The sequence below is a fragment of the Bacillus sp. YP1 genome, assembly GCF_000877815.1.
GTDB lineage: Bacteria > Bacillota > Bacilli > Bacillales > Bacillaceae > Bacillus > Bacillus subtilis.
In genome coordinates, this window is the sequence record NZ_CP010014.1 from 490,881 (window position 1) to 515,940 (window position 25,060).

27 protein-coding genes are annotated in these 25,060 nt (G+C 48.2%); all 27 read left to right on the plus strand.

Translation table 11 applies throughout. The features are described from left to right. The first annotated feature begins 37 nt into the window (after positions 1 to 37). The 27 genes from QF06_RS02310 to QF06_RS02440 all read left to right on the plus strand — a co-directional run bounded on the left by QF06_RS02310 (position 38) and on the right by QF06_RS02440 (position 25,053). Entirely contained in the window at positions 38 to 1,060 is a 1,023-nt protein-coding gene (locus QF06_RS02310) for a hypothetical protein (RefSeq protein ID WP_041851217.1), read from the plus strand. A 163-nt stretch (positions 1,061 to 1,223) separates the two neighbouring features. Next, positions 1,224 to 2,354: a response regulator aspartate phosphatase RapH gene (gene rapH, locus QF06_RS02315; RefSeq protein ID WP_041851216.1), complete on the plus strand. Its 1,131-nt coding sequence runs from the start codon at positions 1,224 to 1,226 to the stop codon at positions 2,352 to 2,354. Next, the gene (gene phrH, locus QF06_RS02320) at positions 2,344 to 2,517 is read left to right on the plus strand and encodes a phosphatase RapH inhibitor PhrH (protein WP_041851215.1); all 174 of its coding nucleotides are present in this window, start codon (positions 2,344 to 2,346) and stop codon (positions 2,515 to 2,517) included. The genes rapH and phrH overlap by 11 nt, the downstream gene beginning before the upstream one ends. A 159-nt stretch (positions 2,518 to 2,676) precedes the next feature. Beyond that, the gene (locus QF06_RS02325) at positions 2,677 to 3,396 is read left to right on the plus strand and encodes a YebC/PmpR family DNA-binding transcriptional regulator (protein WP_003233863.1); all 720 of its coding nucleotides are present in this window, start codon (positions 2,677 to 2,679) and stop codon (positions 3,394 to 3,396) included. Between the two features lie 133 nt (positions 3,397 to 3,529). Then, entirely contained in the window at positions 3,530 to 3,958 is a 429-nt protein-coding gene (locus QF06_RS02330; RefSeq protein ID WP_043940061.1) for a hypothetical protein, read from the plus strand. A 112-nt stretch (positions 3,959 to 4,070) separates the two neighbouring features. Further along, positions 4,071 to 4,655: a TetR/AcrR family transcriptional regulator gene (locus tag QF06_RS02335; RefSeq protein ID WP_041851250.1), complete on the plus strand. Its 585-nt coding sequence runs from the start codon at positions 4,071 to 4,073 to the stop codon at positions 4,653 to 4,655. 79 nt (positions 4,656 to 4,734) lie between these two features. Continuing rightward, a complete protein-coding gene (locus tag QF06_RS02340; protein ID WP_015715468.1) occupies positions 4,735 to 5,178 on the plus strand; it encodes a nuclear transport factor 2 family protein in 444 nt (147 codons plus the stop codon). Continuing rightward, on the plus strand, positions 5,175 to 6,023 hold the full coding sequence (locus tag QF06_RS02345; RefSeq protein ID WP_015715469.1) for an NmrA family NAD(P)-binding protein: 849 nt from the start codon (positions 5,175 to 5,177) through the stop codon (positions 6,021 to 6,023). The genes QF06_RS02340 and QF06_RS02345 overlap by 4 nt, the downstream gene beginning before the upstream one ends. A gap of 146 nt (positions 6,024 to 6,169) precedes the next feature. Then, positions 6,170 to 6,418, plus strand: a complete 249-nt coding sequence (gene cotJA, locus QF06_RS02350) for a spore coat-associated protein CotJA (protein WP_003219489.1) — start codon at positions 6,170 to 6,172, stop codon at positions 6,416 to 6,418. Continuing rightward, positions 6,402 to 6,665 (plus strand): spore coat protein CotJB, encoded by a 264-nt coding sequence (gene cotJB, locus QF06_RS02355; protein WP_003219491.1) that lies wholly within the window; start codon positions 6,402 to 6,404, stop codon positions 6,663 to 6,665. Before cotJA ends, cotJB begins: the two co-directional genes overlap by 17 nt. A gap of 14 nt (positions 6,666 to 6,679) precedes the next feature. Continuing rightward, on the plus strand, positions 6,680 to 7,249 hold the full coding sequence (gene cotJC, locus QF06_RS02360) for a spore coat protein CotJC (protein WP_003233850.1): 570 nt from the start codon (positions 6,680 to 6,682) through the stop codon (positions 7,247 to 7,249). Positions 7,250 to 7,373: 124 nt separating this feature from the next. After that, entirely contained in the window at positions 7,374 to 7,916 is a 543-nt protein-coding gene (locus QF06_RS02365; RefSeq protein ID WP_041851212.1) for a GNAT family N-acetyltransferase, read from the plus strand. 22 nt (positions 7,917 to 7,938) lie between these two features. Continuing rightward, positions 7,939 to 8,241 carry a YesK-like family protein gene (locus tag QF06_RS02370; protein ID WP_029878379.1) on the plus strand — a complete coding sequence of 101 codons (303 nt, stop codon included), beginning with the start codon at positions 7,939 to 7,941 and terminating at the stop codon, positions 8,239 to 8,241. Positions 8,242 to 8,355: 114 nt separating this feature from the next. Next, a complete protein-coding gene (locus QF06_RS02375) occupies positions 8,356 to 8,985 on the plus strand; it encodes a YesL family protein (RefSeq protein WP_072173406.1) in 630 nt (209 codons plus the stop codon). Then, positions 8,982 to 10,715 (plus strand): two-component system sensor histidine kinase YesM, encoded by a 1,734-nt coding sequence (gene yesM / locus QF06_RS02380; protein ID WP_041851211.1) that lies wholly within the window; start codon positions 8,982 to 8,984, stop codon positions 10,713 to 10,715. Before QF06_RS02375 ends, yesM begins: the two co-directional genes overlap by 4 nt. Further along, on the plus strand, positions 10,715 to 11,821 hold the full coding sequence (yesN, locus tag QF06_RS02385) for a two-component system response regulator YesN (RefSeq protein WP_041851210.1): 1,107 nt from the start codon (positions 10,715 to 10,717) through the stop codon (positions 11,819 to 11,821). Before yesM ends, yesN begins: the two co-directional genes overlap by 1 nt. Positions 11,822 to 11,924: 103 nt before the next feature. Beyond that, positions 11,925 to 13,208, plus strand: coding sequence for an ABC transporter substrate-binding protein (locus tag QF06_RS02390; RefSeq protein ID WP_041851209.1), 1,284 nt, complete (start codon positions 11,925 to 11,927; stop codon positions 13,206 to 13,208). Next, positions 13,205 to 14,134 (plus strand): carbohydrate ABC transporter permease, encoded by a 930-nt coding sequence (locus tag QF06_RS02395; protein ID WP_003233835.1) that lies wholly within the window; start codon positions 13,205 to 13,207, stop codon positions 14,132 to 14,134. The genes QF06_RS02390 and QF06_RS02395 overlap by 4 nt, the downstream gene beginning before the upstream one ends. Positions 14,135 to 14,137: 3 nt before the next feature. Then, positions 14,138 to 15,028 (plus strand): carbohydrate ABC transporter permease, encoded by an 891-nt coding sequence (locus QF06_RS02400; protein WP_041851208.1) that lies wholly within the window; start codon positions 14,138 to 14,140, stop codon positions 15,026 to 15,028. Between the two features lie 15 nt (positions 15,029 to 15,043). After that, positions 15,044 to 16,078, plus strand: coding sequence for a rhamnogalacturonyl hydrolase YesR (gene yesR, locus QF06_RS02405; RefSeq protein ID WP_019712810.1), 1,035 nt, complete (start codon positions 15,044 to 15,046; stop codon positions 16,076 to 16,078). Positions 16,079 to 16,100: 22 nt separating this feature from the next. Then, entirely contained in the window at positions 16,101 to 18,386 is a 2,286-nt protein-coding gene (gene yesS, locus QF06_RS02410; RefSeq protein ID WP_041851207.1) for a transcriptional regulator YesS, read from the plus strand. 13 nt (positions 18,387 to 18,399) lie between these two features. Then, positions 18,400 to 19,098 (plus strand): rhamnogalacturonan acetylesterase, encoded by a 699-nt coding sequence (rhgT, locus tag QF06_RS02415; RefSeq protein WP_080332625.1) that lies wholly within the window; start codon positions 18,400 to 18,402, stop codon positions 19,096 to 19,098. Continuing rightward, the gene (locus tag QF06_RS02420) at positions 19,091 to 19,753 is read left to right on the plus strand and encodes a YesU family protein (protein ID WP_041851205.1); all 663 of its coding nucleotides are present in this window, start codon (positions 19,091 to 19,093) and stop codon (positions 19,751 to 19,753) included. Before rhgT ends, QF06_RS02420 begins: the two co-directional genes overlap by 8 nt. Beyond that, positions 19,750 to 20,376 carry a YesL family protein gene (locus tag QF06_RS02425; RefSeq protein WP_041851204.1) on the plus strand — a complete coding sequence of 209 codons (627 nt, stop codon included), beginning with the start codon at positions 19,750 to 19,752 and terminating at the stop codon, positions 20,374 to 20,376. The genes QF06_RS02420 and QF06_RS02425 overlap by 4 nt, the downstream gene beginning before the upstream one ends. Before the next feature lie 138 nt (positions 20,377 to 20,514). Next, complete coding sequence (gene rhgW / locus QF06_RS02430; protein WP_043940062.1) at positions 20,515 to 22,359, plus strand: rhamnogalacturonan lyase; 1,845 nt, start codon at positions 20,515 to 20,517, stop codon at positions 22,357 to 22,359. A 45-nt stretch (positions 22,360 to 22,404) separates the two neighbouring features. After that, positions 22,405 to 24,243, plus strand: a complete 1,839-nt coding sequence (rhgX, locus tag QF06_RS02435; protein WP_043940063.1) for a rhamnogalacturonan exolyase — start codon at positions 22,405 to 22,407, stop codon at positions 24,241 to 24,243. A gap of 156 nt (positions 24,244 to 24,399) precedes the next feature. Then, complete coding sequence (locus tag QF06_RS02440) at positions 24,400 to 25,053, plus strand: rhamnogalacturonan acetylesterase (protein ID WP_024573621.1); 654 nt, start codon at positions 24,400 to 24,402, stop codon at positions 25,051 to 25,053. Positions 25,054 to 25,060: the final 7 nt, after the last annotated feature.

The window sequence follows — 25,060 nt, forward strand, 5'->3', positions numbered from 1 at the left end:
AGTTTGTATTCTATATTGTTTTTTAAGGAGCATGTTGATGACGAAAAAACGGATTACATTTGGTTTATTAGTTTTAATGGTATGTGTCATCCTGTTTGTTCTGTATGTTCAGTTACGCAATAAAGACAGTATTCCTGTCCAATCTTCCGCCATCCACCCCGAAGAAGACCGCATCTTTTTTATCTACTCCAATCCTTTCATAAAAGAAAGCGTGCTGGTTTCAACCTCTACAGGCGAACGGTTTAACAGGCGTACGTTTAAGGTGGCGGATGTGCCTTATATTCAAACGAAATCTTATGCATCAACAGAACTTGTATTATTGGCGGAACACGAGCCTTTTTACTACACGCTGGAGAAGGATGCGATCAAAGAGCATCCGCTTTCAGATCCATTTGCGTTTTGGCATGAGGGGAAGGATGTGTCTGTTAAGGCCTATAATGTTGATACGACGGGGAATGAGATCCGCATAAATGATAAAAAAATGAAGAAGGAATATACCCTTACCTTGCCTTCGCTTGTCACGATGGGGGCCAGTGATGAGAACTATATTTATATCATTCAAAGCATGGCTATTTACGTGATTGACAGAAAAACAGAGGAAATGATTGAGACCCTGAGCTTAGCCTCATACGCTGATCAATTCGCAGACTCGAAGGAATTTATTGTTGCGAGCTCGGAGCATGAATTGACTGTGATTGAAAAAGGGACATGGAAGGCGACATATATTGCGTATCCTGAAGATCTTGAATATGCAGATACTGTGTATTATGACAAAGAAAGCGGCAGTTTTTACGTTACGTACGAGGACAAAAAGGGTGAGGCGAACTTGCTGGAGTATGGGAAGGAATTTTCTTTTCATACATATAGTTTGAATTTCCCTTATATGGAAGCAAAGTTTAAGGGGAATCTATTGTATATAGTTGCCCAGGAAGAGCATAAAAAGGGCATCGGCGGGTATGTGGGTGTGTTTGATATCCATTCTAAGAAGATGCTTTATCAGTTTGATTTGCCTGAGGAACAGGTGAAGGTGCAGGATTTTGTTGTGGTTGACAATAAGTGAATACGTATATGAAATAGAATGACAAAGACCCTTGCATAAAGGGTTCTTTTTTACGAAGAAAAACAAATTGACAGGATGAAAAAGCAATTTCTTCCTTCTGTATTGTTTTCAAAATTTGGGATTGATAGAATATGACATATCTCATAGAGAAGGAGGGAAGCCGTTGAGTCAAGCCATACCGTCTTCGCGTGTCGGTGTTAAGATTAATGAATGGTACAAGATGATTCGCCAGTTCAGTGTTCCGGATGCTGAGGTTCTGAAAGCGGAGGTGGAGCAGGACATTCAGAGGATGGAAGAGGATCAGGATTTGCTGATCTATTATTCTCTGATGTGTTTCCGGCACCAGCTGATGCTGGATTATTTGGAGCCGGGACAACCTTACGGGAATCGCCCTACAGTGACAGAGCTTCTTGAATCGATTGAGACCCCTCAGAAAAAACTCACAGGCCTTTTGAAATACTACTCTTTGTTTTTCCGCGGCATGTATGAATTTGATCAAAAAGAATATGTGGAAGCGATCGGGTATTATCGCGAGGCGGAGAAAGAACTGCCGTTTGTGTCAGATGAAATTGAGAAAGCGGAATTCCATTTTAAAGTGGCCGAAGCGTATTATCACATGAAGCAAACCCATGTGTCGATGCATCATATTCTTCAAGCCTTAGACATTTATCAAAAAAATCCCCTATACAGCATTAGAACGATACAAAGCTTGTTTGTGATCGCCGGCAACTATGATGATTTCAAACATTATGATAAAGCGCTCCCGCATTTAGGGGCGGCGCTCAAATTGGCAACGGACATTCAAAACGATCGGTTTATCGCCATTTCTCTATTGAACATCGCGAACAGCTATGACAGATCAGGAGACGATCAAATGGCTGTAGAACATTTCCAAAAAGCGGCGAAAGTAAGCAGAGAGAAAGTGCCTGATCTGCTTCCGAAAGTCTTGTTTGGATTAAGCTGGACATTATGTAAAGCGGGCCAAACACAGAAGGCGTTTCAGTTCATAGAGGAAGGATTAGACCATATCACAGCACGTTCTCACAAATTTTATAAAGAATTGTTTCTGTTCTTGCAGGCCGTGTACAAGGAGACTGTTGATGAACGCAAAATTCATGATCTTTTAAGCTATTTCGAAAAAAAGAACCTGCACGCTTACATTGAAGCATGTGCCCGGAGTGCTGCCACTGTTTTTGAAAGCAGCTGTCACTTTGAACAAGCTGCTAAGTTTTACCGGAAAGTGCTGAAAGCCCAAGAAGATATTCTAAAAGGAGAGTGTTTATATGCCTATTAAGAAAAAAGTGATGATGTGTCTGGCTGTTACTCTAGTTTTGGGAAGCCTGTCGTTTCCAACCCTGACAAACTCCGGCGGATTTAAGGAATCAACAGATCGAAATACGACGTTTATCGATCATTCCCCTTACAAACTTAGTGATCAGAAGAAAGCCCTTAGCTAGGGCTTTTTCTTGCTTTACGGAAGACGTTCCATTTTCCACATCGCGGCATTCCTTCTATTTCTAACGCAAGACACTCGAAACAACCAAACCATTTGAGGTATAATGGATAAAGTGAATAACAGTATTTAGATTGATATATATGAAAGAGAGTGGAACATCATGGGCCGTAAGTGGAACAATATTAAAGAGAAGAAGGCGTCTAAGGACGCAAATACGAGTCGGATTTATGCGAAGTTTGGCCGTGAGATTTATGTGGCGGCGAAACAGGGCGAGCCTGATCCGGAATCCAACCAGGCGCTGAAGGTTGTGCTTGAGCGTGCGAAGACTTACAGCGTGCCGAAAAACATCATTGAACGTGCGATCGAGAAGGCGAAGGGCGGAGCGGAAGAGAATTACGATGAGCTTCGTTATGAGGGCTTCGGGCCGAACGGATCAATGATTATCGTTGATGCGCTGACGAATAATGTAAACCGTACGGCGCCGGAAGTGCGTGCGGCGTTCGGGAAAAACGGCGGAAACATGGGTGTGAGCGGATCTGTTGCTTACATGTTTGATGCGACGGCTGTAATCGGTGTGGAAGGCAAAACTGCTGACGAAGCGCTTGAAATCCTGATGGAAGCGGATGTTGATGTACGTGACATTTTAGAAGAGGATGACAGCGTGATCGTATATGCTGAGCCTGATCAATTCCATGCGGTGCAAGAGGCGTTTAAAAACGCGGGTGTCGAGGAATTTACAGTAGCGGAGCTGACAATGCTTGCGCAAAGTGAAGTAACGCTTCCGGATGATGCAAAGGAACAGTTTGAAAAATTAATTGATGCATTAGAAGATTTGGAAGATGTTCAGCAGGTATATCATAACGTTGATTTAGGTGAGTAAGGAGTGAGCAGGCTGTTATGGCCTGCTTTTTTTGTCCCGGAAATTGTTTTAGCTGTATGTAGGCGGCCGCCTATACGATCTATAAGATATTCTCATACTCTGGACTGTAACCTATGTGAAGGAGAGAGTGAATATGACTGATACAAGACATATGTATGGCGGACCTGGTTTTGGTCATTATCAGGGCTTTGGTATTGGCTATCCGGGCTATGGCATGCAAAGCACAGGCCACCCGGGCTTTGGCATGTATGGAGGCTACCCAGATCACGGCATACATGGAGGTGTCGGCGGCTATCCGGGATATGGAACGTACGGAGGATACGGAGGATCCGGCGGTTACCCAAGCGGCGGCTATGGAGGCTCTCCGGGAACTGTAAGTTATCCGAACATGCACCATGAAAATGATGGCCATCACAACTATTATCACCATCATCATGATGGAAAAGATAATCTTCATCACCATCATCACCATGTTGGAAAGGATAATTATCACCATCATGATGGTCATTATGGCCACCATCACCACCATATGGGCCACTGGGGAAAAGACGGTTATAAATAAAGAAGATGATGGTATAAAGAGGACACTCTTGCAGATCAAGAGTGTTTTTATCTTTTTTCTTGACTGTTCAGTCTGGAAACTGGTAACATTTGTTTCAGGAGGTGATCGTCTTTTGGGGAGGAATAAAGAATTTGATACGGCACTTGTTCTTCACAGGGCGATAGAGGTTTTTGGAGAGTATGGCTACGAAGGAACGTCTCTTCAGGATCTGCTCTCTCATTTAGGCATTGCGCGCCAGAGCTTGTATGATACGTATGGCACGAAGCGTGATTTGTTTTTGTCCGCGGTGAAATCGTACCTTGAAGGGAAAAACGCTGCAGTTATGGAAAGGCTTGAAGCGCCAGGATCTGTAAAGGAAGCCATTCGTGATATTTTTCAGGAGGGTGTCAATGCCCTGAGGGATCCGGAACGGGCGAAGGCGTGCTACATTATGAACAGTGCGATTGAACAGATCCCGCATGACCCTGAGCTTGCCCGGTATTTTGAAAGACAATCCAAGCAGCTTGAGGACGCTTTTTATCAGGCGCTTTTAAGGGCGAAGGATCAAGGAGAATTGAATGGCGAAGATCCTGATATATCTGCGCTCGCCCGGTACCTGAATCAGAGTAGGCTGTCACTGACATTTATTGCAAAAGTGACGGCAGATATGGATCGTCTTCAGGACCATGTTGACGTGAGTTTATCAGTGCTTGATTAACATGTGGTAAAGAATTCTTTGCCCATGTGTGTATTTTTTGGACTGAATGGTCTGGAAATAAAAAAAGAGGTGATGATGAATGTTGATGAATGAATTTGAAAAAGCATGTGAAACATTGAGAAAGTTTATGGCTTATATGCTTGAGAAGGACATGAAGAGCTGGATGGAGCTTTGGGATGAGAATGCTGTATTTGAGTTTCCTTATGCGCCGGAGGGATCACCAAAAAGAATAGAAGGAAAAGCGGCCATTTACAACTATATTAAGGATTATCCTAAGCAGATCCATCTTTCTTCATTTACCACTCCGACAGTGTACCGTTCAGCAGACTCGAATACGGTGATTGCGGAGTTTCAATGTGACGGCCATGTGATTGAGACTGGACTGCCTTATCGCCAAAGCTATATCAGTGTCATCGAAACGAGAGACGGCCGCATCGTGCGTTATAGGGATTATTGGAATCCGCTTGTTGTAAAAGAGGCCTTTGGAGGATCATTTTTGCAAACAGAGGAGAGTGGGAAATGATGAAACAGAATCCGATTTTAATCACGGGCGGGACCGGCACAGTCGGCAGCCGAATTGCCAGCCGTTTAATAAAGCTGGGATACAGAGTGCGTATTGCAAGCCGAAAAAAGGGCGCGCTTGCAAGTGGGGAGCATGTGTATTTTGATTGGAAGGATGCCTCCAGTTTTACGCCTGCTCTAGAACAGGTAAAAGACATCTATCTTGTTGCTCCGGTCGGTGTACTTGATCCGGCTCCCTATGTGCTTCCCTTTTTAAAGGAAGCAAAGCGTCTCGGCGCAAAGCGGGTAGTGATGCAAAGTGCGTCTGTTGTCTCCGAGAACGGTCCCGTGTTTGGCGCGCTTCACCAGGCAGTGCGCGAGTTTCCTGAATGGACGGTGCTGCGGCCCTCATACTTTATGCAAAATTTCATCAATGTCCAGCATCGCATGTCTATTCAAACGGAGGGGCGCATCACAACGGCTTCGGGTGAAGGAAAACTTGGGTTTATTGAAGCTGATGACATCGCAGAAACAGCCGTCAGGGCTTTGATTGATGATGTTCCTCATCAAACACATCATATTCTGACAGGTCCCGAGGCGCTGAGCTATGCCGAAGCGGCGGAGATCATTGGAGCTGCGGCGGGACGCCGGGTGGAGCATGTCAGCATTTCTCGTTCCGAGCTGCAGCATAAAATGGAGGCAGGAGGTTTGCCCGCGGATTATGCCCATTTTATGGCGAAGCTTGATGAGGCAATCAGCCATGGTGCGGAACATCGGGTAACGGATACAGTGAAGCGTGTGACGGGAAAAGAACCTCGTTCGCTGTCAGAGTTTGCGGCTGCTCATGCTGCGTATTGGAAACACTGATCTCATTTTGGACTAAATAGTCTAGAAAGACCTTCGGCGCTTCCGAAGGTCTTCTTATTGAAAAAGCTAAGTCGTGTTTTAGTCATAATCATGCCTCCTGCCTCATACCTATTAAGGTCATTGTTTTTGAGAAAGGAGGAGCCGGAATGAAGGATATGCAGCCGTTTACGCCTGTCAAATCATATACGCCCTTTCACAGCCGTTTTGATCCCTGTCCGCCCATAGGGAAGAAATATTACAGAACGCCCCCTAACCTTTATATGACCTTTCAGCCTGAGCACATGGAGCAGTTTTCGCCGATGGAGGCTTTGAGGAAAGGCACCCTTTGGAAGGATCTCTATGATTTTTATGAAAACCCTTATCGAGGGGGAGACGCACATGGCAAAAAAGGTTGACGCCGAATATTATCGTCAGCTTGAGCAAATACAGGCTGCTGATTTTGTGCTTGTTGAGCTGAGTCTTTATTTAAATACACATCCTCATGATGAAGATGCGCTGAAGCAATTCAATCAATATTCCGGCTATTCAAGGCACTTAAAAAGACAGTTCGAATCCTCTTACGGACCGCTTCTGCAGTTCGGCAACAGCCCCGCGGGCAAGGATTGGGATTGGGGAAAAGGGCCATGGCCGTGGCAAGTATAAGGAGGAATGCCTGAATGTGGGTGTATGAAAAGAAGCTGCAATACCCTGTCAAGGTCAGTACGTGCAACCCGACGCTGGCGAAGTATTTGATTGAGCAGTATGGCGGAGCGGACGGCGAGCTGGCCGCAGCTCTCCGGTATTTGAACCAGCGTTATACGATTCCTGATAAGGTCATCGGCCTTTTAACAGATATCGGCACGGAGGAGTTTGCCCATTTGGAAATGATTGCGACCATGGTCTATAAGTTGACGAAAGACGCCACACCGGAGCAGCTGCGTGAAGCTGGGCTTGGCGATCATTACGTCAATCACGACAGCGCGCTTTTTTATCATAATGCGGCGGGCGTGCCGTTTACCGCGAGCTATATCCAAGCGAAGGGCGATCCGATTGCCGATTTATACGAAGATATTGCCGCAGAAGAAAAGGCGCGGGCGACGTATCAATGGCTGATTGATATTTCGGATGATCCTGATTTAAACGACTCCCTGCGTTTTTTGCGAGAGCGTGAAATCGTACACTCTATGCGCTTCAGAGAAGCGGTTGAAATTTTAAAAGAAGAACGGGATAAAAAGAAGATTTTCTAATAGGCAGATTGGCCTCTCTTTCATACACCCTTTTACATACAGAGAAAATGGTCTGTTTTTGCAGTTTGGTCTGCATTATAATCAAGGTGTGTGTGCAAGCTTACTTTTTGATTGGGAGGCCTTTATGTCAGCTTTTAAGATTGAGAACGAAACGATTGCAGATGGATTTTACGCGTGTCCGGCCGTCTATGAGGATGCAGAATCGATTACCGGGTTGCTCGTCCGAACAGCTGAATGGCTCCGGGATCGGGGTTCTAACCAATGGAGCGGACTTCTGAAAGGGCAAGATATACATGATATTACGGGGTCAATTGAAAAGGGACATGTGTTTGTGTTTAAAAAAGATGATGAGCTTGCGGCTGTCGTGATGCTGCTGCCTGAACCGAGCGAGTGGGACCGGACGCTTTGGGGAGACGATGGGCATGAGGAGTCCATTTATTTGCATCGCCTCGCAGTAAGCCGCCGGTTTGCGGGACAGGGGCTAGGAGCCCGCGTCCTTCAGTGGGCGGAGACGGGCATACACTTTCCGGAAAAAACGCGGATCCGGCTTGACTGTGTCGCTGATAGCGACGCCCTGCATTCCTTTTATCGGCGTATGGGATATGAATTCATGGGTGCTGATGCGTCCGGATATCATTTGTTTGAGAAAGAGATTACGGCAGAATAAGCGTCCTTTGCAGGGGGCTTTTTTGTCTTTTCTAAAAGGGAGGGCAGGCGATGTGTGGCCAATATTATTTGTGACAGGGATTGTGACGGCTTGTCTGTTTGCTGGCGTATCCGTTTTGATGCGGATGAGATTTCCTGACAAAAGTCGGCCGGAATGGATGTTGGCCGGGCTGATCGTCCTTGGTGTGTTTGCGATCTGGTACAGCCTCGTGTATGTACGCGGCTGGGAAGGGGCTGCGCTCGGAATGCTTGGATTCAATGTCATTTTCGGAGCCATTGCCGGATATTTGATCGATAAGGCCATCCGGCGTTACAGGAAAAGATAAGGCTGCTGCCGTCTCTCATCATGTCGAAATTTTCACAGAACGGCAGGAATTTTCTTTCGAAAGGAGAAATACATATTACTTTAAAATGAAAGCGTTTTCCAAAGCGGGAAGGTGATGTTGATGATACACAGTGTGACAAATGGGCTGAATCGTTTTTGTACGTGGGTGATGAGACTGGCCTATTTGAATGTGCTTTGGATTTTGTTTTCTCTTGCAGGCCTGGTTGTATTTGGGCTGATGCCCGCTACTGCCGCAATGTTTACAGTGGCGAGAGAATGGGCGAAGGGGAATACAGATGCCCCGGTGTTTTCTGTCTTTTTTCGGACGTTTAAAAAGGAATGGCGGGCATCACAGATCCTCGGGCTTATCGTTGTGACGGCTGCCCTGTTTCTGTTTGCGGATATGCGGATAGCGGCTCAGATGGACCAGCCTGTGCTCGTCAATGTATTCCTGAGCATTAGTTTGATTTTCGCGTTTGTTGTGCTGTATGTGTTCCCGGTATTTTCTCATTTTGACGTAAAAATCAGAGAGGTGCTGAGCATCAGCTTTTTCATTGCCTTCAGCCGTCCGGCGGTGACGCTTTTGATGGCGGCGGGCGCTGTCGGTGTGCTTTGTCTCGTTCTGTTTCATGTCACGTTTCTATTGTTTTTCAGCGGGAGTTTACTCAGCCTGATCTTAACGAAGCTGTCCTTTAAAGCGTTTCGGTCAATGGATCAGCGGCAGGAGAAAGAAAAGGCGGCATGAAGAAAAGAGTTGCTGGCTGGTACAGGCGGATGAAGATTAAGGATAAGCTGTTTGTGTTTCTATCGTTGATTATGGCCGTATCCTTTCTGTTTGTATACAGCGGGGTCCAGTATGCCTTTCATGTGTATGATGAGCAGATTTACCGCAAGTCCTCGGAGGTGCTTCGGATGTCTTCTGAAAGGATCGAAGACGAGCTGAAGAAGATAGAGGATGTGTCATATGAAATCATTACAGACGAACAGATTCAGCGCATCCTGAGCATGCAAAATCGGGATGATACGTATGATCAATATCAAATGAAGCAGGAGCTGTGGGATCAGCTTGCCGGATATGCCAGCGATGAAAAGTACATCGATTCCATTCATTTGATTGATGCCCGCGGCTCAGAGTATTCAGCCGGAAGCAGTTCTTCAGATCTTTTGCAGCAGGAGCAGGAAGAGGTATTTAAGCGAGCGAAAGCGAAAAATGGAAGAAATCTTTGGATGACGCTCGGCGGGTCAGATCCTGTCCTGATTTCAGCACGGCAGATCAGGTCCTATCACCAGCTGAGTCTGAACGGCTTGGGCATGGTGCTGATCCAAGTCAATGTAAAACAGATGATTCGTGATGTGCCGAAGGATTGGGGCGATTCAGTCGGAGACATTATGATTGCTGACCAAGGCGGGAATTTGGTGTATACGGCACATGCATCAGCGCATGTTCCTGAGGCAGCAAAAGAGACGCTGAAGCACCCCGGTTATGACTTGATAAAAAAGAATGGCAAACGTTACTTTATTTCTTATCTTCAATCATCCTACCAAAATTGGAGCTACTATAACGTTATCCCCTTTGATCAGATGTTCGCGAAAATTTCCTTTATGAAAACAGTGATCGGCACATGCTTTCTCCTCTTTTTCTGTGTGGTTTTGCTTTTCGGAAGGAAAATCGCCAACAGCATCACGGAGCCGATTGAACAGCTTGTGACCGCGATGAAATCGGTACAGCACGGCGGTATTGAAGCAGGTGTGTCGCTTTCTCTGCCGGAACATACACAGGATGAGGCCGGCATGCTGAACCGCCATTTTACTGTCATGATGAAACGGATTAATGAGCTGATGGAAGAAAATGTGGAAAAACAGCTCATTATTAAAGAAACCGAATTGAAAGCACTGCAAGCCCAGATCAATCCGCATTTTTTATATAACACGCTCGAGTCCATCAATTGGCTGGCTAAGGCGAATCAGCAAAAGCAAATCTCAAAAATGGTGGAATCGCTCGGTTTTCTTCTGCGAAACAGCATACATATGAAAAAGGATATCGTGACCATTCAGGAGGAGGCGGACATTGTACGTCACTATATGACCATTCAGCGATTTCGATTTGAAGAGCGCCTGAATTTCACGTTGGATATTGACGATGAGGTGAAGCATTGCCTCATTCCGAAACTGACGCTCCAGCCGCTTGCGGAAAATGCGATTCAATACGCGCTTGAACCCTTTACAAGGCCATGCGCCATCCGGATTCAGGCGAAAAAGGCAAAGGAACGTGTCTGTATTACGGTCGAAGATAACGGCCCTGGCATGGATGGACGGATTCTTGAATCAACGGGCGGAAGAGGAATCGGACTTTGGAATATTCGCGAGCGCATTAGCCTGACATTCGGAGAGCCATACGGCTTGCGGATTCATAGTGAGCATGAAAAGGGGACGAGGATTGTGATCACAATACCGTGCCGAAATGAGGTGGTGTGATGTATAAAATACTGCTGGCTGATGATGAGAGGATTATCCTTGATGGAATGGCAGGAATCATTGAGTGGGAGTCGCTTGGCGCCTCATTGATCGGTAAAGTGCAGAACGGACATGAAGCATATGTAAAGATTGTACATAAGCAGCCGCATATCGTCATCACAGACGTCAAAATGCCCGGTATGGACGGGCTTGAGCTGATCAAAAAGGTGTCAGCCATCAGTCCGTCGGTGCAGTTTATCGTCCTGTCCGGGTTTGGAGAGTTTGAGTACGCAAAGGAAGCCATGAAATATGGGGTGAAGCATTATTTGCTGAAACCCTGCAATGAACAGCAGATTATCAGCTCGCTGGAGGAAATCATTGCTGAGCTGAAGCGGCAAGATGTGCACAAAAAGAAAACAGCCCATCTGAAACACGAGCTGGACCATATCCGTTCCTTTGCAGCCGATCAATACTTGGAAGGCTTGATCGCAGGTGTAGCCCAGTTGTCTCCGCCGCCTTCACTTGCCGGAAAAAAGATCCGCCTCTTGATCTTAAAAGGGGAACAATCTATTGATGCCGCAGCCAGAGAGGCACTCGGGTCGGTACTGACAGCGGTTTGCAGCAGCGGAGAATGGACAGTGCTCGCCGTAGAGGAGAACGCCGCTGAAAAGGCGGCGGAGGTTTTTGCGGACCGCAAGATGGCCATCAGTCAGGCGGGAGAACTCCGGCACGCGGGGCAGCTGTTTCGTGACACAGCTGAAGCGTCTGGTGACCTGCATGGGAGCGCAGTGATTTCAAAAATGATCAGGCTCATTGCCGACGAACTCGGAAACCCGAATCTATCCTTGAAGTGGGCAGCGAAGGATATGCTGTTTATGAATCCTGATTATCTCGGGAAATTATTTAAGCAGGAAACAGGCGAGAAATTTTCCCAATATGTTACACGAGTGCGTCTTGAACATGCGATGAAACAGATGAAAATGAGGCGGGATGCGAGTGTATCAGAAATTGCTGAAGAAATCGGGTTTGGCGATAATCCGAAGTATTTCAGTCTTGTTTTTAAAAAATATACCGGTCTGACACCGTCAGAATTCAGAAGAAAACAGGGAGGCGCTTCCGCAGGATAGCCATCTCTGTTTTTTTGACTTTCGCCACTGTTTTTTGAGTGTTTCGCCCTATCCGAACGCTTTAAAATAAAATGTAAGCACTTACATTAAAGGGGGGATTGGTTTGAAGAAGATTTGTTACGTGCTGTTATCCCTTGTCTGCGTCTTTTTGTTCAGCGGATGTTCAGCAGGTGAAGAGGCCTCGGGAAAAAAAGAAGACGTTACACTCAGAATCGCGTGGTGGGGCGGGCAGCCAAGGCATGATTATACAACAAAGGTAATTGAACTTTACGAGAAAAAGAATCCTCACGTCCATATTGAAGCGGAATTTGCGAACTGGGATGACTACTGGAAAAAGCTTGCGCCCATGTCTGCCGCCGGCCAGCTTCCTGATGTCATTCAAATGGATACCGCTTACTTAGCCCAATACGGAAAGAAGAACCAGCTGGAAGATTTAACGCCGTATACAAAGGATGGAACGATTGACGTCAGTTCAATCGACGAGAATATGCTGTCGGGCGGAAAAATCGATAATAAGCTATATGGATTTACGCTAGGTGTCAACGTGCTGTCTGTGATTGCCAATGAAGATTTGCTGAAAAAAGCCGGTGTGTCTATCAATCAGGAAAACTGGACGTGGGAGGATTACGAGAAGCTGGCGTATGATCTTCAGGAAAAAGCCGGTGTCTACGGTTCCAACGGAATGCATCCGCCTGATATTTTCTTCCCGTATTATTTGCGCACAAAGGGTGAGCGCTTTTACAAAGAAGACGGCACTGGCCTCGCGTATCAAGATGATCAGCTGTTTGTCGATTACTTTGAACGGCAGTTGAGGCTGGTGAAAGCGAAAACGTCCCCAACACCTGATGAAAGCGCACAGATTAAAGGGATGGAAGACGATTTTATCGTCAAAGGCAAATCAGCGATTACATGGAACTACTCCAATCAATATTTGGGCTTTGCCCGGCTGACAGACTCGCCGCTGTCTCTCTATCTGCCGCCGGAGCAAATGAAGGAAAGGGCGCTGACATTGAAGCCGAGTATGCTGTTTTCCATTCCGAAAAGCTCTGAGCATAAAAAAGAGGCAGCGAAATTTATTAATTTCTTCGTGAATAATGAGGAAGCGAACCAGCTGATTAAAGGCGAGCGAGGCGTTCCAGTCTCCGACAAGGTGGCGGATGCGATTAAACCGAAGCTGAATGAGGAAGAAGCCAACATCGTGGAGTATGTAGAAACCGCGTCAAAAAACATCAGCAAAGCCGATCCGCCAGAGCCTGTGGGAAGCGCGGAGGTCATCAAGCTGCTGAAGGATACGTCAGATCAGATTCTGTATCAGAAGGTATCGCCGGAAAAAGCCGCCAAAACGTTCCGGAAAAAGGCCAATGAGATATTAGAGAGGAATAATTGACGGGAAATGGGGCTGACGCAATGAAAAAAAGCCGGAGTATAAGAAAAGACAATCTGGCGGGATATGCTTTTATTTCTCCGTTTATCATCGGGTTCCTATGCTTTACGGTGATCCCGATGGGGGCGTCCCTGTTTCTGTCCTTCACGAGCTATGACTTGTTTACGGCGCCGAAATGGATCGGGCTCGACAACTTTAAGGAAATGTTTACGGGTGACGAAAAGTATTGGCAGTCTCTGAAGGTGACGTTTACGTATGTGCTTGCCGGGGTTCCGCTCCGCCTCGGCTTCGCGCTTTTTATCGCTGTCATTTTAAACAATGCAGCAAAAGGAACGGCCATTTACAGAACGCTCTTTTATCTGCCTTCGATCATCGGCGGAAGCGTCGCCGTGGCGATTATGTGGCGCAATATTTTTGGCAATGACGGGGTCATCAATGCGCTGCTGTTTTTTGTCGGGATTGACCAAAAAATTCTTTGGTACCAGAATCCGACAAGTGCGCTGTGGACATTGATTCTGCTGTCCGTCTGGCAGTTCGGGTCGTCAATGCTGATTTTTCTGGCCGGGCTGAAAAACATTCCGTCTTCGTATTTGGAAGCGGCAAGTGTGGATGGGGCAAATCGGGTGCAGCGTTTCTTCAAGATCACCCTTCCGATCCTTACACCGATTATTTTCTTTAACCTAGTGATGCAGACGATTTCTGCTTTTATGACATTTACACCTGCCTATATCATTTCGAAGGGCGAGGGCGGGCCGCTTGACGGGACACTTCTCTATTCGCTCTATTTGTTCCAGCGTGCGTTTAACTATTTTCAAATGGGCTACGCATCGGCGATGGCGTGGGTCATGCTTGTCATTGTCGGGCTGATTACGCTCATATTGTTTAAAACATCGTCATATTGGGTTCATTACGAGTCAAAGGAGGAATGACGGATGGAGCCGGTCAACGAGCCTGTCAGAAAAGCCCCGGTTTTTGAAAGAAAAAAAGCCGGTCGCGTCAGTCCCAAACGCATACTGTTCCATGTTTGTACGGCAACGCTGGCGGTGTTACTGCTGTACCCGGTCATTTGGCTGTTTGTCAGCTCGTTTAAAGAAAGCGCCAGTATTTTTACAACCTCACATTCTCTCATTCCAGACCCTTTTATTCTCAGTAACTATGCTGAAGGGTGGAAGGGCATTGCGGGACAGCCGTTTCTGACGTTTATTAAAAACTCGGCGATTATTGTCGGGCTGTCAACAATCGGTGCCGTCCTGTCATCGGCTGTCATTGCGTACGGATTTGCGCGTATTCCGTTTAAGGGAAAAAAATTTTGGTTTGCGTGCATGATGGGGACGTTAATGCTGCCTCATGAAGTGTTGATGATTCCGCAGTATATTATGTTTGCGAAATTAGACTGGCTGAATTCCTTTAAACCAATTGTCGTTCCGCAATTTTTCGGGCATGCGTTTTTTATCTTTCTGATGATCCAGTTTATCCGGACGATTCCCGAGGAGCTGGATGAAGCCGCGCGAATCGACGGATGCGGACGCTTTGCCTGCTTTTGGCGGATCATTCTCCCGCTGATTGCTCCCGCGCTTGCGACGTCTGCGATTTTCTCCTTCTATTGGAAGTGGGAGGAGCTGATTCAGCCGCTCTTGTATTTGAATAAGCCGGAGCTTTACCCTGTTTCACTTGCGCTGAAGCTTTTTCTCGATACAGAGTCGGCTTCGAACTGGGGCGCGATGTTTGCCATGTCGGCCGTCTCGTTATTGCCTGTGATTCTTGTTTTCTTTTTGTTTCAGAAATATATCGTTCAGGGCATCAGTACGACCGGATTAAAATAAAAAGGAGTGTTGCAGATGGCACAGCTTATCTTTGATGATGAAAAGGTGACGTCCGTCATTGACCGGATCGTGAAACGGACATTTCAGATGGATTTTGCGTGGGATTGGCCGGGCGGCGTCGCGTTTTACGGTGTGGCGGAGGCCTATGAAGCGACGGAAAACGAGGAATATATCAATCTGTTAAAAACGTGGGTGGATGAACAGCTGGAGGATGGGCTGCCGCCGCTTTCGATCAACGGAGTTTCCATCGGGCATACGCTTTTGTTCCTCCACAAGGTGACGGGTGATGACGTGTATTTGGAAACAGCGGCCGAAATGGCGGAATATGTGCTGCATAAGGCGCCGCGCTTTGGCGAAGGTATCCTTCAGCATACGGTGAATGCGGCAGAATATGTGTTTCCTGAGCAGGCATGGGCGGATACGCTGATGATGGCTGGGCTGTTTATGCTGAGAATTGGGCGGATCATGGAGCGTGAGGATTATTTTGAAGACGGCCTGCGCCAGTTTCACGGACATGAGGATGTGCTTCAGGACCCTGTCACGAATTTGTACTACCACGCCTGGGACAACAAAGCGCAAAATCATCTGTCGGGGATTTATTGGGGCAGGGCGAACGGCTGGGCGGCACTCACGATGGCAAAGGCGCTCCCGCTCATTGAGGTGACACATCCTTCCTTTATGATCATCGACGGATCGCTCAGAGACCAGCTGAGCGCGCTTGTCCGGCTTCAGGATGAATCAGGGCTGTGGCATACGATTTTGGATGATCCCGATTCTTATCTGGAGGTTTCGGCATCAGCGGGTATTGCTTCTGCTCTGATGTCGAGCGGAAAGCTGTATACAAAATATGTGCAGAAATCGCTTGCCGCCATTTTGGATGCGGTGGAAGAGGACGGACGGGTCAGCAAGGTATCGGCAGGGACAGCCGTCATGAAAAATGCCGAAGGATACAAACAGGTGCCTTACAAACGAATACAAGGATGGGGGCAGGGACTTGCGCTGACGTTTCTTGCTGATGTTTTGAAAACGAAAAAACGCGTGTATCAGTAAAGACAGCGGCGGGGGGAAAGGGATGAAAAAACAGCCTCAACAGAAGGAACGGGTTTCTCGCTGGAAGGGAACGTATTTCAAAAGAAACTTTGTCTTCATTTTGCTGATTGCCTGTATTCCCGGATTGCTGACTGGCGGCGCAATCTACTTTCTTTCGATCGACAAGGTGGAGAAAGAGCTGCAGAGATCGCATGAAACACAGGTGGCGCGTGAGGTCAGCCGAATGGATGAGAAGCTGGGAGTGCTTGAACTGGCACTCACCCAGATGGCCTACGATTCTTCACTGATGAATGGATTGGCCGAGAGGGATTTGGAGAAAGACTTTACGTTCTCCTATCAATTAACGAAAAAGCTGTTTCTTTTGCGGGACCAGCAGCCGCTGATCGAGCAGGCTTCCATCTTTCTGAACAGCCCCCGGCCACTTGTGCTGAGCCCTGAATACAGCGCTTTGACAGAACAGGAGGCGCTTCGCAAGTATCGCTCGCTGCTTGCCTCAGACCGCAGCATTTATTGGAAACGGTCGGGAAACCAAGCGATGCTGATCCAGCTCATTCCGGGCGCGGCGGAGAAACCGTTCGGCGCGATCATGCTGGCGGTTGATCCGAAAGAAATGGAATCAATCCTGCAAAGCTTGTCCCCCTATCCTGATGGCAGTGCGCTGCTTTTAGATCAAAATCAAGAGGTGCTGTTTCATGAAGGGGAAATAGATTTTGAAAAGACTTTACTTCAAGAGATAAAAAAACAGCCTGCTGAGAAAGGTCATTTTCAGATGGAATGGGAAGGCAAGGTGTATTCTGTCTCCTTTGGAGAAATGAACCGGATGCATCAGCAATGGACCTTTGTGTCAGCGGCGCCTCTTTCAGCTATTACAGCGCCGATGGTGTTTTTATCAAAAGTGATCATCGTGATGCTGGTCATTTGCATCGGTTTGGCGGTATGCATGACATGGTATGCATCAAAAAAAATCTATCGTCCCATTCAGCATTTGCTTGGCTTGTTTACCGGAGGAGAGAAGAAAGTATGGCAGGCGTCCGGGCAGGATGAATTCAAGTGGATTGAAAAGAGATGGCAGGATCTATCCCTTGAAAGCCGGAAGCTCCAAGAGCAGCTCCTGCGGCAGACGCCCCATATGAAAAAGAGTTTTTTGCAGCACCTCTTGCAGGGGGATTTTTACTATGACAACGAGGACAGTCTCAGATCTCGGATGGAGGAGGCCGGCTGGAACATCGGCGAAAACGTGTTTCATGTGCTGGATCTTCAATTGACAGGACTCCGCTGTGAAAAAAGCATCTTCTGTTGCGATGATGAACAGCTCGCTGTGTTTACACTGACTAATATCGCTGAGGAATTGGCGGATAAACGCGTTTTTCAGCTCTCCATACTTGATATCGGCCGGCTTTCTATCACCGTTCTTGTGATGAAAACAAACAGCTCTGATCTGAAGGCGTATATAACGGAGCTGGCACGCCAATTTGGGGATGTAACCGGACTATGCCTGACCTCGACATTGAGCAGCGAGACGGAGCGTGTCACGGAAATTCCTTCTTTATTTCAGAATGTGAAAAGCGGCAAATCCTGCAGGCAGTTTGCCAACCGGAATCAGGTCATTGATTTGCAGGCCGACTTCCCTCAGGATGAGCAGTTTGCTCCTTATTACCCTTTTGAACTGGAAAAACAAATTGTTCAGGCTATCCGGCTGGAAAGAAAACAGGAGGCCGAGGAAATGATTCGTGTATGCATGGAGGAACTGGCGGAAAAGGCGGCTATAGACAGGCATGTGCACTCCGCCCTGATTCAGCTGTTTTCCCGCATTCAGGAGGATATTTTGCATTCCGGGCTCAATCCCAGCGAACTGTTTCAGCACCGGAATCCGTTTCTTGATATTTCAGAATTGCGCGAACCTAACGAAGCGGCGGCCTGGCTGATGGATGCAGTGGTGACGCCTTACCTATCCAAGCTTGAGGGCAGAAAAAACAGACAGCAAAAGCAGCTGGCAGAACGTGTGATTGCGATGATTCACGAACAGTATATGGCGGACATTTCATTGGAAAGCTGTGCCGATGCGCTTGGCATGAATTCATATACGTTAAGCAAGGCATTTAAGCAAGTGACCGGCATTAATTTTATCGATTATGTGACCCAGATCAGAATCGAAAAGGCGAAAGAACTGCTGGTCAATACGAATAAAAAAATTCATGACGTGTCAGAAGAAGTCGGCTACCGCCACAATTATTTCAATCGGATTTTTAAAAAACAGGTCGGCATGCCGCCGGGTGTCTTCAGGCAAATGTATCAGGAAACGCCGTGAAAGGAGAGAACATGTGATGAAGAAACCGATTCAAGTATTTTTAGCGGGGGATTCCACTGTGAGTGACTGCCCGCCTCATGAAGCGCCGATGGCGGGGTGGGGGCAGGTATTCGGGCAATTGTTTTCTGAAGGTGTGCTGGTCCGCAATCATGCCAAAGGAGGAGCGAGCACCAATTCTTTTGTGGAGGAAGGAAGGCTTCAAGCAATTGCCGAGCGCATCACACAAGGCGATTATTTGTTGATTCAATTCGGCCACAATGACCAAAAACCGCGGGGGACGAAGCCGTACTCCACATTTCAGCAGTTTCTTACCTTGTTTGCAGATACGGCACGCGAAAAGGGCGCGCATCCTGTGTTCGTCACATCGGTGCAGCGCCGCCGCTTTGATGAAAACGGACGGATCGAGCATTCCCTCGGTGAGTATCCCGATGCGATGAAAGCACTGGCGAAGGAGCTCGATGTACCTGTGATTGATCTGCTTGCGAAAACAAGGGTGCTGTATGAAGCATACGGGCCAGAGGAGTCGAAGCGATTGTTCGTTTGGTTTCAGCCGAATGAACATCCGAATTACCCGGACGGCATTGAGGACAATACGCATTTTTCGGAAGAAGGTGCAATGGAGGTTGCGAAGCTTGTGGCAGAAGGCATTGAAGAGCTCGGACTTCCGCTTAAGAACCACCTTGTGAGCCGGGAGGGAAAAGAACATGTATAAGGAAGGCGCTTGCTTGTACCGCAATCTGCTCCGGTCTAAAAGCGATGTGAAGGACTGGCGGATGGAGGGAGGGGGACAGATCTCATTTGACGATCACAGCTTGCACCTGTCACATGTCCAGGACGATGTGCACTTTGTCTTTTGGTGTCCGGAAACCTTTCCAGACGGCATCATTGTGACATGGGACTTCTCTCCGATCGAGCAGCCGGGATTGTGTATGCTGTTTTTTTCTGCTGCGGGAATGGGAGGCGAGGATTTGTTTGATCCAAGTCTCCAGAAAAGAATGGGAAAATACCCCGAGTATCATTCGGGGGACATCAACGCGCTCCACCTGTCGTATTTCCGCAGAAAATACGCGGAGGAAAGAGCGTTCCGCACCTGCAATTTAAGAAAAAGCCGCGGTTTCCACCTCGCTGCAATGGGGGCCGATCCGCTGCCTTCTCCAGACGACGCTGATTCTCCGTATCGTATGAAGCTGATCAAAGACAAAGGCTATGTGCACTTTTCAATCAATGGTCTGCCCATTCTTGAGTGGATGGACGACGGCAGCACATATGGGCCTGTGTTAACAAAAGGAAAAATCGGGTTCCGGCAGATGGCCCCCATGAAAGCAGCTTACAGGGATTTTGCCGTACATCAAGCGGTGAGAAGATGAAGACGACTGTAACGGATGCGCTTTATGCAGGCTGCGAAGCGGTGGTGAAAATAGCATGGCTCAACGGGCTGTGGCTGTTGTTTACACTTTTGGGCGGCGTTCTTTTCGGATGGGCGCCGAGCACAGCTGCGATGTGTGCCATTATAAGGAAATGGCTGATGGGGCAAAAGGATGTCCCGATATTTTCGTTATTTCTCGATACCTATAAAAAAGAGTTTCTCAAGGTTAATGCGATCGGATTGGCGTTTTCGGCTCTTTTGCTCATATTGTCTGCCAACTATCATTATTTTTCTGCCAGTACGGATTGGCTGTCCTTTGCAGTAACAAGCTGCACGCTGCTTGCAGGGCTTTTGTATATCATCGCGCTGATGTATGTGTTTCCCCTTTATGTGCATTACCAGCTCCCGCTTCGCAAATATATTCCGCAGGCACTGCTGTTTGGCGCCATGAGACCGCTGACAACCGGCTGTATGCTGATCGGGTGCGGATTTGTCCTTTATTTGCTTTATACGCTTCCTGGCCTGATCCCATTTTACGGCCCGTGTTTATTTGGGCTTGTGTTGATGTTTTTTGCTCTTAGGGGATTTCAAAAGACGGAGGCCCAGCACCATCAAGCCGGGTAACAAAAAAGTGACAAATACGCAAAAAAGTGCAGTGTCCGAAATAGGCAGATGCAAAAAAGTGAAATTGAAGACAGCTCACACAGCGCATAAAATTCAATTTAAGTAAGCGCTTACAGATAAATGAGAAGGAGCTGTCTGATGATTACACGAAGGAAACGCATGTTTACCGCTGTTACGTTGCTGGTCTTGTTGGTGATGGGAACCTCTGTATGTCCTGTGAAAGCTGAAGGGGCAGCGCGGCAGATGGAAGCGCTGAACCGGGGGCTTGTAGCGGTCAAGACGGACGGGGGCATTTTTGTCAGCTGGCGGTTTCTTGGAACCGAAAACGCATCTGTTTTGTTCAATGTGTACAGAGACGGGCAAAAACTGAATGCTGCGCCTGTCAAAACCACGAACTATGTGGATAAAAACGGATCGGCGGGCTCAACGTATACGGTTCGTGCTGTTGTAAACGGTACCGAACAGCCGGCTTCTGAAAAAGCCTCCGTATGGGCGCAGCCGTATCATTCCGTCCCGCTGGATAAACCGGCTGGCGGCACGACGCCAAAGGGTGAAGGTTACACGTACAGCGCTAATGACGCAAGTGTTGGCGATGTGGATGGTGACGGGCAATACGAGCTGATCCTAAAATGGGACCCGTCTAACTCAAAAGACAATTCACAGGATGGCTATACGGGTGACGTGCTGGTTGACGCGTATAAACTGGACGGCACAAAGTTATGGCGGATCAATCTCGGCAAAAACATCAGAGCGGGCGCGCACTACACCCAGTTTATGGTGTATGACCTTGATGGTGACGGAAAAGCGGAAGTGGCAATGAAAACGGCAGACGGGACAAAAGACGGCACGGGCAAAGTAATTGGAAATGCCAATGCTGATTACAGAGATGAACAGGGGCGTGTGCTTTCAGGCCCAGAATATCTCACTGTGTTTCAAGGTTCAACCGGGAAAGAGCTTGTCACCGCAAATTTTGAACCGGCGCGCGGCAATGTGTCGGATTGGGGAGACAGCTACGGCAACCGTGTTGACCGTTTTCTCGCCGGCATTGCCTACCTTGATGGACAGCGGCCGAGCCTGATCATGACCAGAGGGTATTACGCTAAAACCATGCTAGTTGCCTATAACTTCAGGGATGGAAAGCTGTCAAAGCTTTGGACGCTGGACTCCTCAAAGTCAGGAAATGAAGCGTTTGCCGGACAGGGGAATCACAACCTGAGCATCGCGGACGTTGACGGGGATGGAAAAGATGAGATTATTTTCGGCTCAATGGCTGTAGATCATGACGGGAAAGGCATGTACTCGACCGGCTTAGGCCATGGGGATGCCCTCCATACAGGAGATCTTGATCCGGGCCGGCCGGGGCTTGAGGTGTTTCAAGTACATGAGGACAAAAATGCAAAATACGGCTTATCTTTCCGGGATGCTGCAACCGGAAAGATCCTTTGGGGCGTTTATGCCGGCAAGGATGTAGGCCGGGGAATGGCTGCTGATATTGACCCGCGTTATCCGGGACAGGAAGTGTGGGCAAACGGTTCTCTCTACTCAGCGAAAGGGGTCAAAATCGGAAGCGGGGTTCCGTCCTCGACCAACTTCGGTATCTGGTGGGACGGCGACCTGCTGCGGGAACAGCTGGACAGCAACCGAATTGATAAGTGGGATTATCAAAACGGCGTATCGAAAAATGTGCTGACTGCATCAGGCGCAGCGGCTAACAACGGCACAAAAGCAACACCGGCGCTTCAGGCTGATCTGCTCGGTGACTGGCGCGAGGAAGTCGTGTGGAGAACGGAGGACAGCAGTGCTCTGCGCATTTACACGACGACCATTCCGACTGAGCACAGGCTGTATACGCTGATGCACGATCCGGTGTACCGGCTTGGCATCGCCTGGCAAAATGTCGCCTATAACCAGCCGCCGCACACAAGCTTCTTTTTAGGAGACGGCATGGCGGAACAGCCAAAACCAAATATGTATACGCCTTAACTGAAAGGGGGAAGGAACGGGCTGCGCGCAGCCCGTTCCCATCAAATGAAACCAAAAAAGAGGCAAATGGAATACTTGACCAGAGGTTTGATTGCGGTAAAGACAGATCAGGGCGTGTTTGTCAGCTGGCGTTTTCTCGGAACAGATCATGAGACGACGGCTTTTCACCTTTATCGGGATGGAAAGCGGATCACCCGCGATCCAATCGCTGAAAGCACTAATTTTCTCGATCAAAACGGAACGGCTGACTCTGTTTATCAAGTGGCGGCTGTCAATAAAGGACGGGAAGAAAAGCTTTCCAAGGAAGCTCGTGTTTGGCAGGAAAATGTTCTGGAGGTTCCGCTTGCCAGACCGGAAGGCGGTGTGACGCCGGACGGAAAGCCGTACACTTACAGAGCCAATGATGCCAGTGTCGGGGATGTAGACGGGGATGGAGAATATGAAATGATCCTGAAGTGGGACCCATCCAATTCAAAAGACAACGCTCATGACGGTTATACCGGGGAGGTGCTCATAGATGCCTATAAACTGGACGGCACCTTTTTGTGGCGCATCAACCTCGGCAGAAACATCAGGGCGGGTGCTCATTACACGCAATTTATGGTGTATGACCTGGATGGTGACGGAAAAGCAGAAATCGCCATGAAAACAGCTGACGGCACAACAGACGGGAAAGGACATATCATCGGTGATGAGCATGCCGATTTTAGAAACGAACAGGGCAGAATTTTGTCCGGTCCGGAATATTTGACGGTGTTTAAAGGAGAAACCGGTGAGGCGCTCACGACCGTGGAATATGAACCGCCCCGCGGCAAGCTGGAGGATTGGGGAGACGGCTATGGAAACCGGATGGACCGTTTTCTCGCCGGGATCGCTTATTTGGATGGGGAGCGGCCGAGCCTTGTAATGGCGCGCGGCTACTATACGAGAGCCGTGCTCGTGGCATACGATTTCAGAAACGGAAGGCTCAAAAAACGCTGGGTATTTGACTCCAACCAGCCGGGACATGAAGCGTACGCAGGACAGGGGAACCACAGCTTAAGCGTGGCGGATATCGACGGAGACGGAAAAGATGAAATCATATACGGCGCAATGGCTGTCGATCATGACGGAACCGGCCTGTACTCAACGGGGCTCGGGCACGGAGACGCGATGCATGTAGGGGATCTGGACCCGTCACGAAAAGGGCTTGAAGTGTTCCAGGTGCATGAGGACGCCACGAAGCCGTACGGACTGTCGCTGCGAGATGCCGGAACCGGTGAGATATTATGGGGCGTCCATGCTGGAACTGACGTTGGCCGGGGCATGGCGGCTCATATTGACCCAAGCTACAAAGGGTCGCTCGTCTGGGGAATTGATCCGCCGGGCAATGATGGCATGTCGTATGGGCTTTTTACGAGCAAAGGCGAAAAAATCAGCGACAAAGCACCCGCTTCAGCCAATTTCGCCATCTGGTGGGACGGTGATTTGGTCAGAGAACTGCTTGATCATGACTGGGACGGAACGATTGGCAGGCCAAAGATTGAAAAATGGGATGCTGAAAACGGCTGTCTGAAGACGATATTTCAGCCGGCCGGCGTGCTGTCCAACAACGGCACGAAAGGAAACCCGGTTCTTCAGGCCAACCTGTTCGGAGACTGGCGGGAAGAAGTGATATGGAGAACGGAAGACAGCAGCGCGCTCCGTATCTATACAACGACACATCTCACCCGCCACCGCTTTTACACGCTGATGCATGATCCAGTTTACAGGCTCGGCATCGCCTGGCAGAATACCGCCTACAACCAGCCGCCGCACACGAGCTTTTACCTCGGAACGGGAATGAAAAAACCGCCGAAGCCCGCCCTGTACATAGCGGGAAGTAAAGCGGAGGCGCCGCTGTAGGAGGACTAAGGGATAAGACGTAAAGGCTGAACGCTACGACAAGATGATTAGAGAACGGATAGGACGAACCAATGCACAAACGCTGTACGCACCGGTTTTTTCAAGGGAAGAGCTATCCGTGATGGAAGCTGTATAAAAAACGAGGGGGAATGAAAAATGGCAAATCATATTTATCTTGCCGGCGATTCGACTGTTCAAACGTATGGAGACAGCACAAATCAAGGGGGCTGGGGGCAGTTTCTCGGCTCGCATCTGCCGGAGCATATTCAAGTGATCAACAGAGCGATCGGGGGAAGAAGCTCGAAAACATTTGTGGAAGAGGGCAGGCTTCAGGCAATCCTCGATGTGATCGAGCCGGATGATTGGCTGTTCGTGCAGATGGGCCATAATGACGCGTCGAAAAATAAGCCGGAGCGCTACACCGAGCCCTACACTACTTATAAACAATATTTAAAGCAGTATATCGCAGGCGCGCGGGAAAAAGGCGCCCATCCGCTTCTCGTCACCCCCGTAGCCCGCTTTCACTACGAAAACGGCGTATTTTTGAACGATTTTCCTGATTACTGCATTGCCATGAAGCAGACGGCTGAAGAGGAGAATGTCCAGCTCATTGATCTGATGGAGAAAAGTCTCGCTTTTTTTACTGAGAAGGGCGAGGAAAAAGTGTACACCTATTTTATGATTTCAGAAGGGATTAACGATTACACGCATTTTACAAAAAAAGGCGCAAATGAAATGGCGAAACTTGTGGCAAAAGGCATAAAGGAGCTCGGCCTGCCATTGACAGAATCGATCATCAAAGAAAGGTGAAAATGTG

Coding starts and splice junctions, on each gene's coding strand:
- QF06_RS02310 (WP_041851217.1), top strand. CDS start 38: ATGACGAAAAAACGGATTACATTTGGTTTATTAGTTTTAATGGTATGT.
- phrH (WP_041851215.1), top strand. CDS start 2,344: ATGCCTATTAAGAAAAAAGTGATGATGTGTCTGGCTGTTACTCTAGTT.
- QF06_RS02325 (WP_003233863.1), top strand. CDS start 2,677: ATGGGCCGTAAGTGGAACAATATTAAAGAGAAGAAGGCGTCTAAGGAC.
- QF06_RS02330 (WP_043940061.1), top strand. CDS start 3,530: ATGACTGATACAAGACATATGTATGGCGGACCTGGTTTTGGTCATTAT.
- QF06_RS02340 (WP_015715468.1), top strand. CDS start 4,735: ATGTTGATGAATGAATTTGAAAAAGCATGTGAAACATTGAGAAAGTTT.
- QF06_RS02345 (WP_015715469.1), top strand. CDS start 5,175: ATGATGAAACAGAATCCGATTTTAATCACGGGCGGGACCGGCACAGTC.
- cotJA (WP_003219489.1), top strand. CDS start 6,170: ATGAAGGATATGCAGCCGTTTACGCCTGTCAAATCATATACGCCCTTT.
- cotJB (WP_003219491.1), top strand. CDS start 6,402: ATGGCAAAAAAGGTTGACGCCGAATATTATCGTCAGCTTGAGCAAATA.
- cotJC (WP_003233850.1), top strand. CDS start 6,680: ATGTGGGTGTATGAAAAGAAGCTGCAATACCCTGTCAAGGTCAGTACG.
- QF06_RS02365 (WP_041851212.1), top strand. CDS start 7,374: ATGTCAGCTTTTAAGATTGAGAACGAAACGATTGCAGATGGATTTTAC.
- QF06_RS02375 (WP_072173406.1), top strand. CDS start 8,356: ATGTTGATGATACACAGTGTGACAAATGGGCTGAATCGTTTTTGTACG.
- yesM (WP_041851211.1), top strand. CDS start 8,982: ATGAAGAAAAGAGTTGCTGGCTGGTACAGGCGGATGAAGATTAAGGAT.
- yesN (WP_041851210.1), top strand. CDS start 10,715: ATGTATAAAATACTGCTGGCTGATGATGAGAGGATTATCCTTGATGGA.
- QF06_RS02400 (WP_041851208.1), top strand. CDS start 14,138: ATGGAGCCGGTCAACGAGCCTGTCAGAAAAGCCCCGGTTTTTGAAAGA.
- yesR (WP_019712810.1), top strand. CDS start 15,044: ATGGCACAGCTTATCTTTGATGATGAAAAGGTGACGTCCGTCATTGAC.
- yesS (WP_041851207.1), top strand. CDS start 16,101: ATGAAAAAACAGCCTCAACAGAAGGAACGGGTTTCTCGCTGGAAGGGA.
- QF06_RS02420 (WP_041851205.1), top strand. CDS start 19,091: ATGTATAAGGAAGGCGCTTGCTTGTACCGCAATCTGCTCCGGTCTAAA.
- QF06_RS02425 (WP_041851204.1), top strand. CDS start 19,750: ATGAAGACGACTGTAACGGATGCGCTTTATGCAGGCTGCGAAGCGGTG.
- rhgW (WP_043940062.1), top strand. CDS start 20,515: ATGATTACACGAAGGAAACGCATGTTTACCGCTGTTACGTTGCTGGTC.
- rhgX (WP_043940063.1), top strand. CDS start 22,405: ATGAAACCAAAAAAGAGGCAAATGGAATACTTGACCAGAGGTTTGATT.
- QF06_RS02440 (WP_024573621.1), top strand. CDS start 24,400: ATGGCAAATCATATTTATCTTGCCGGCGATTCGACTGTTCAAACGTAT.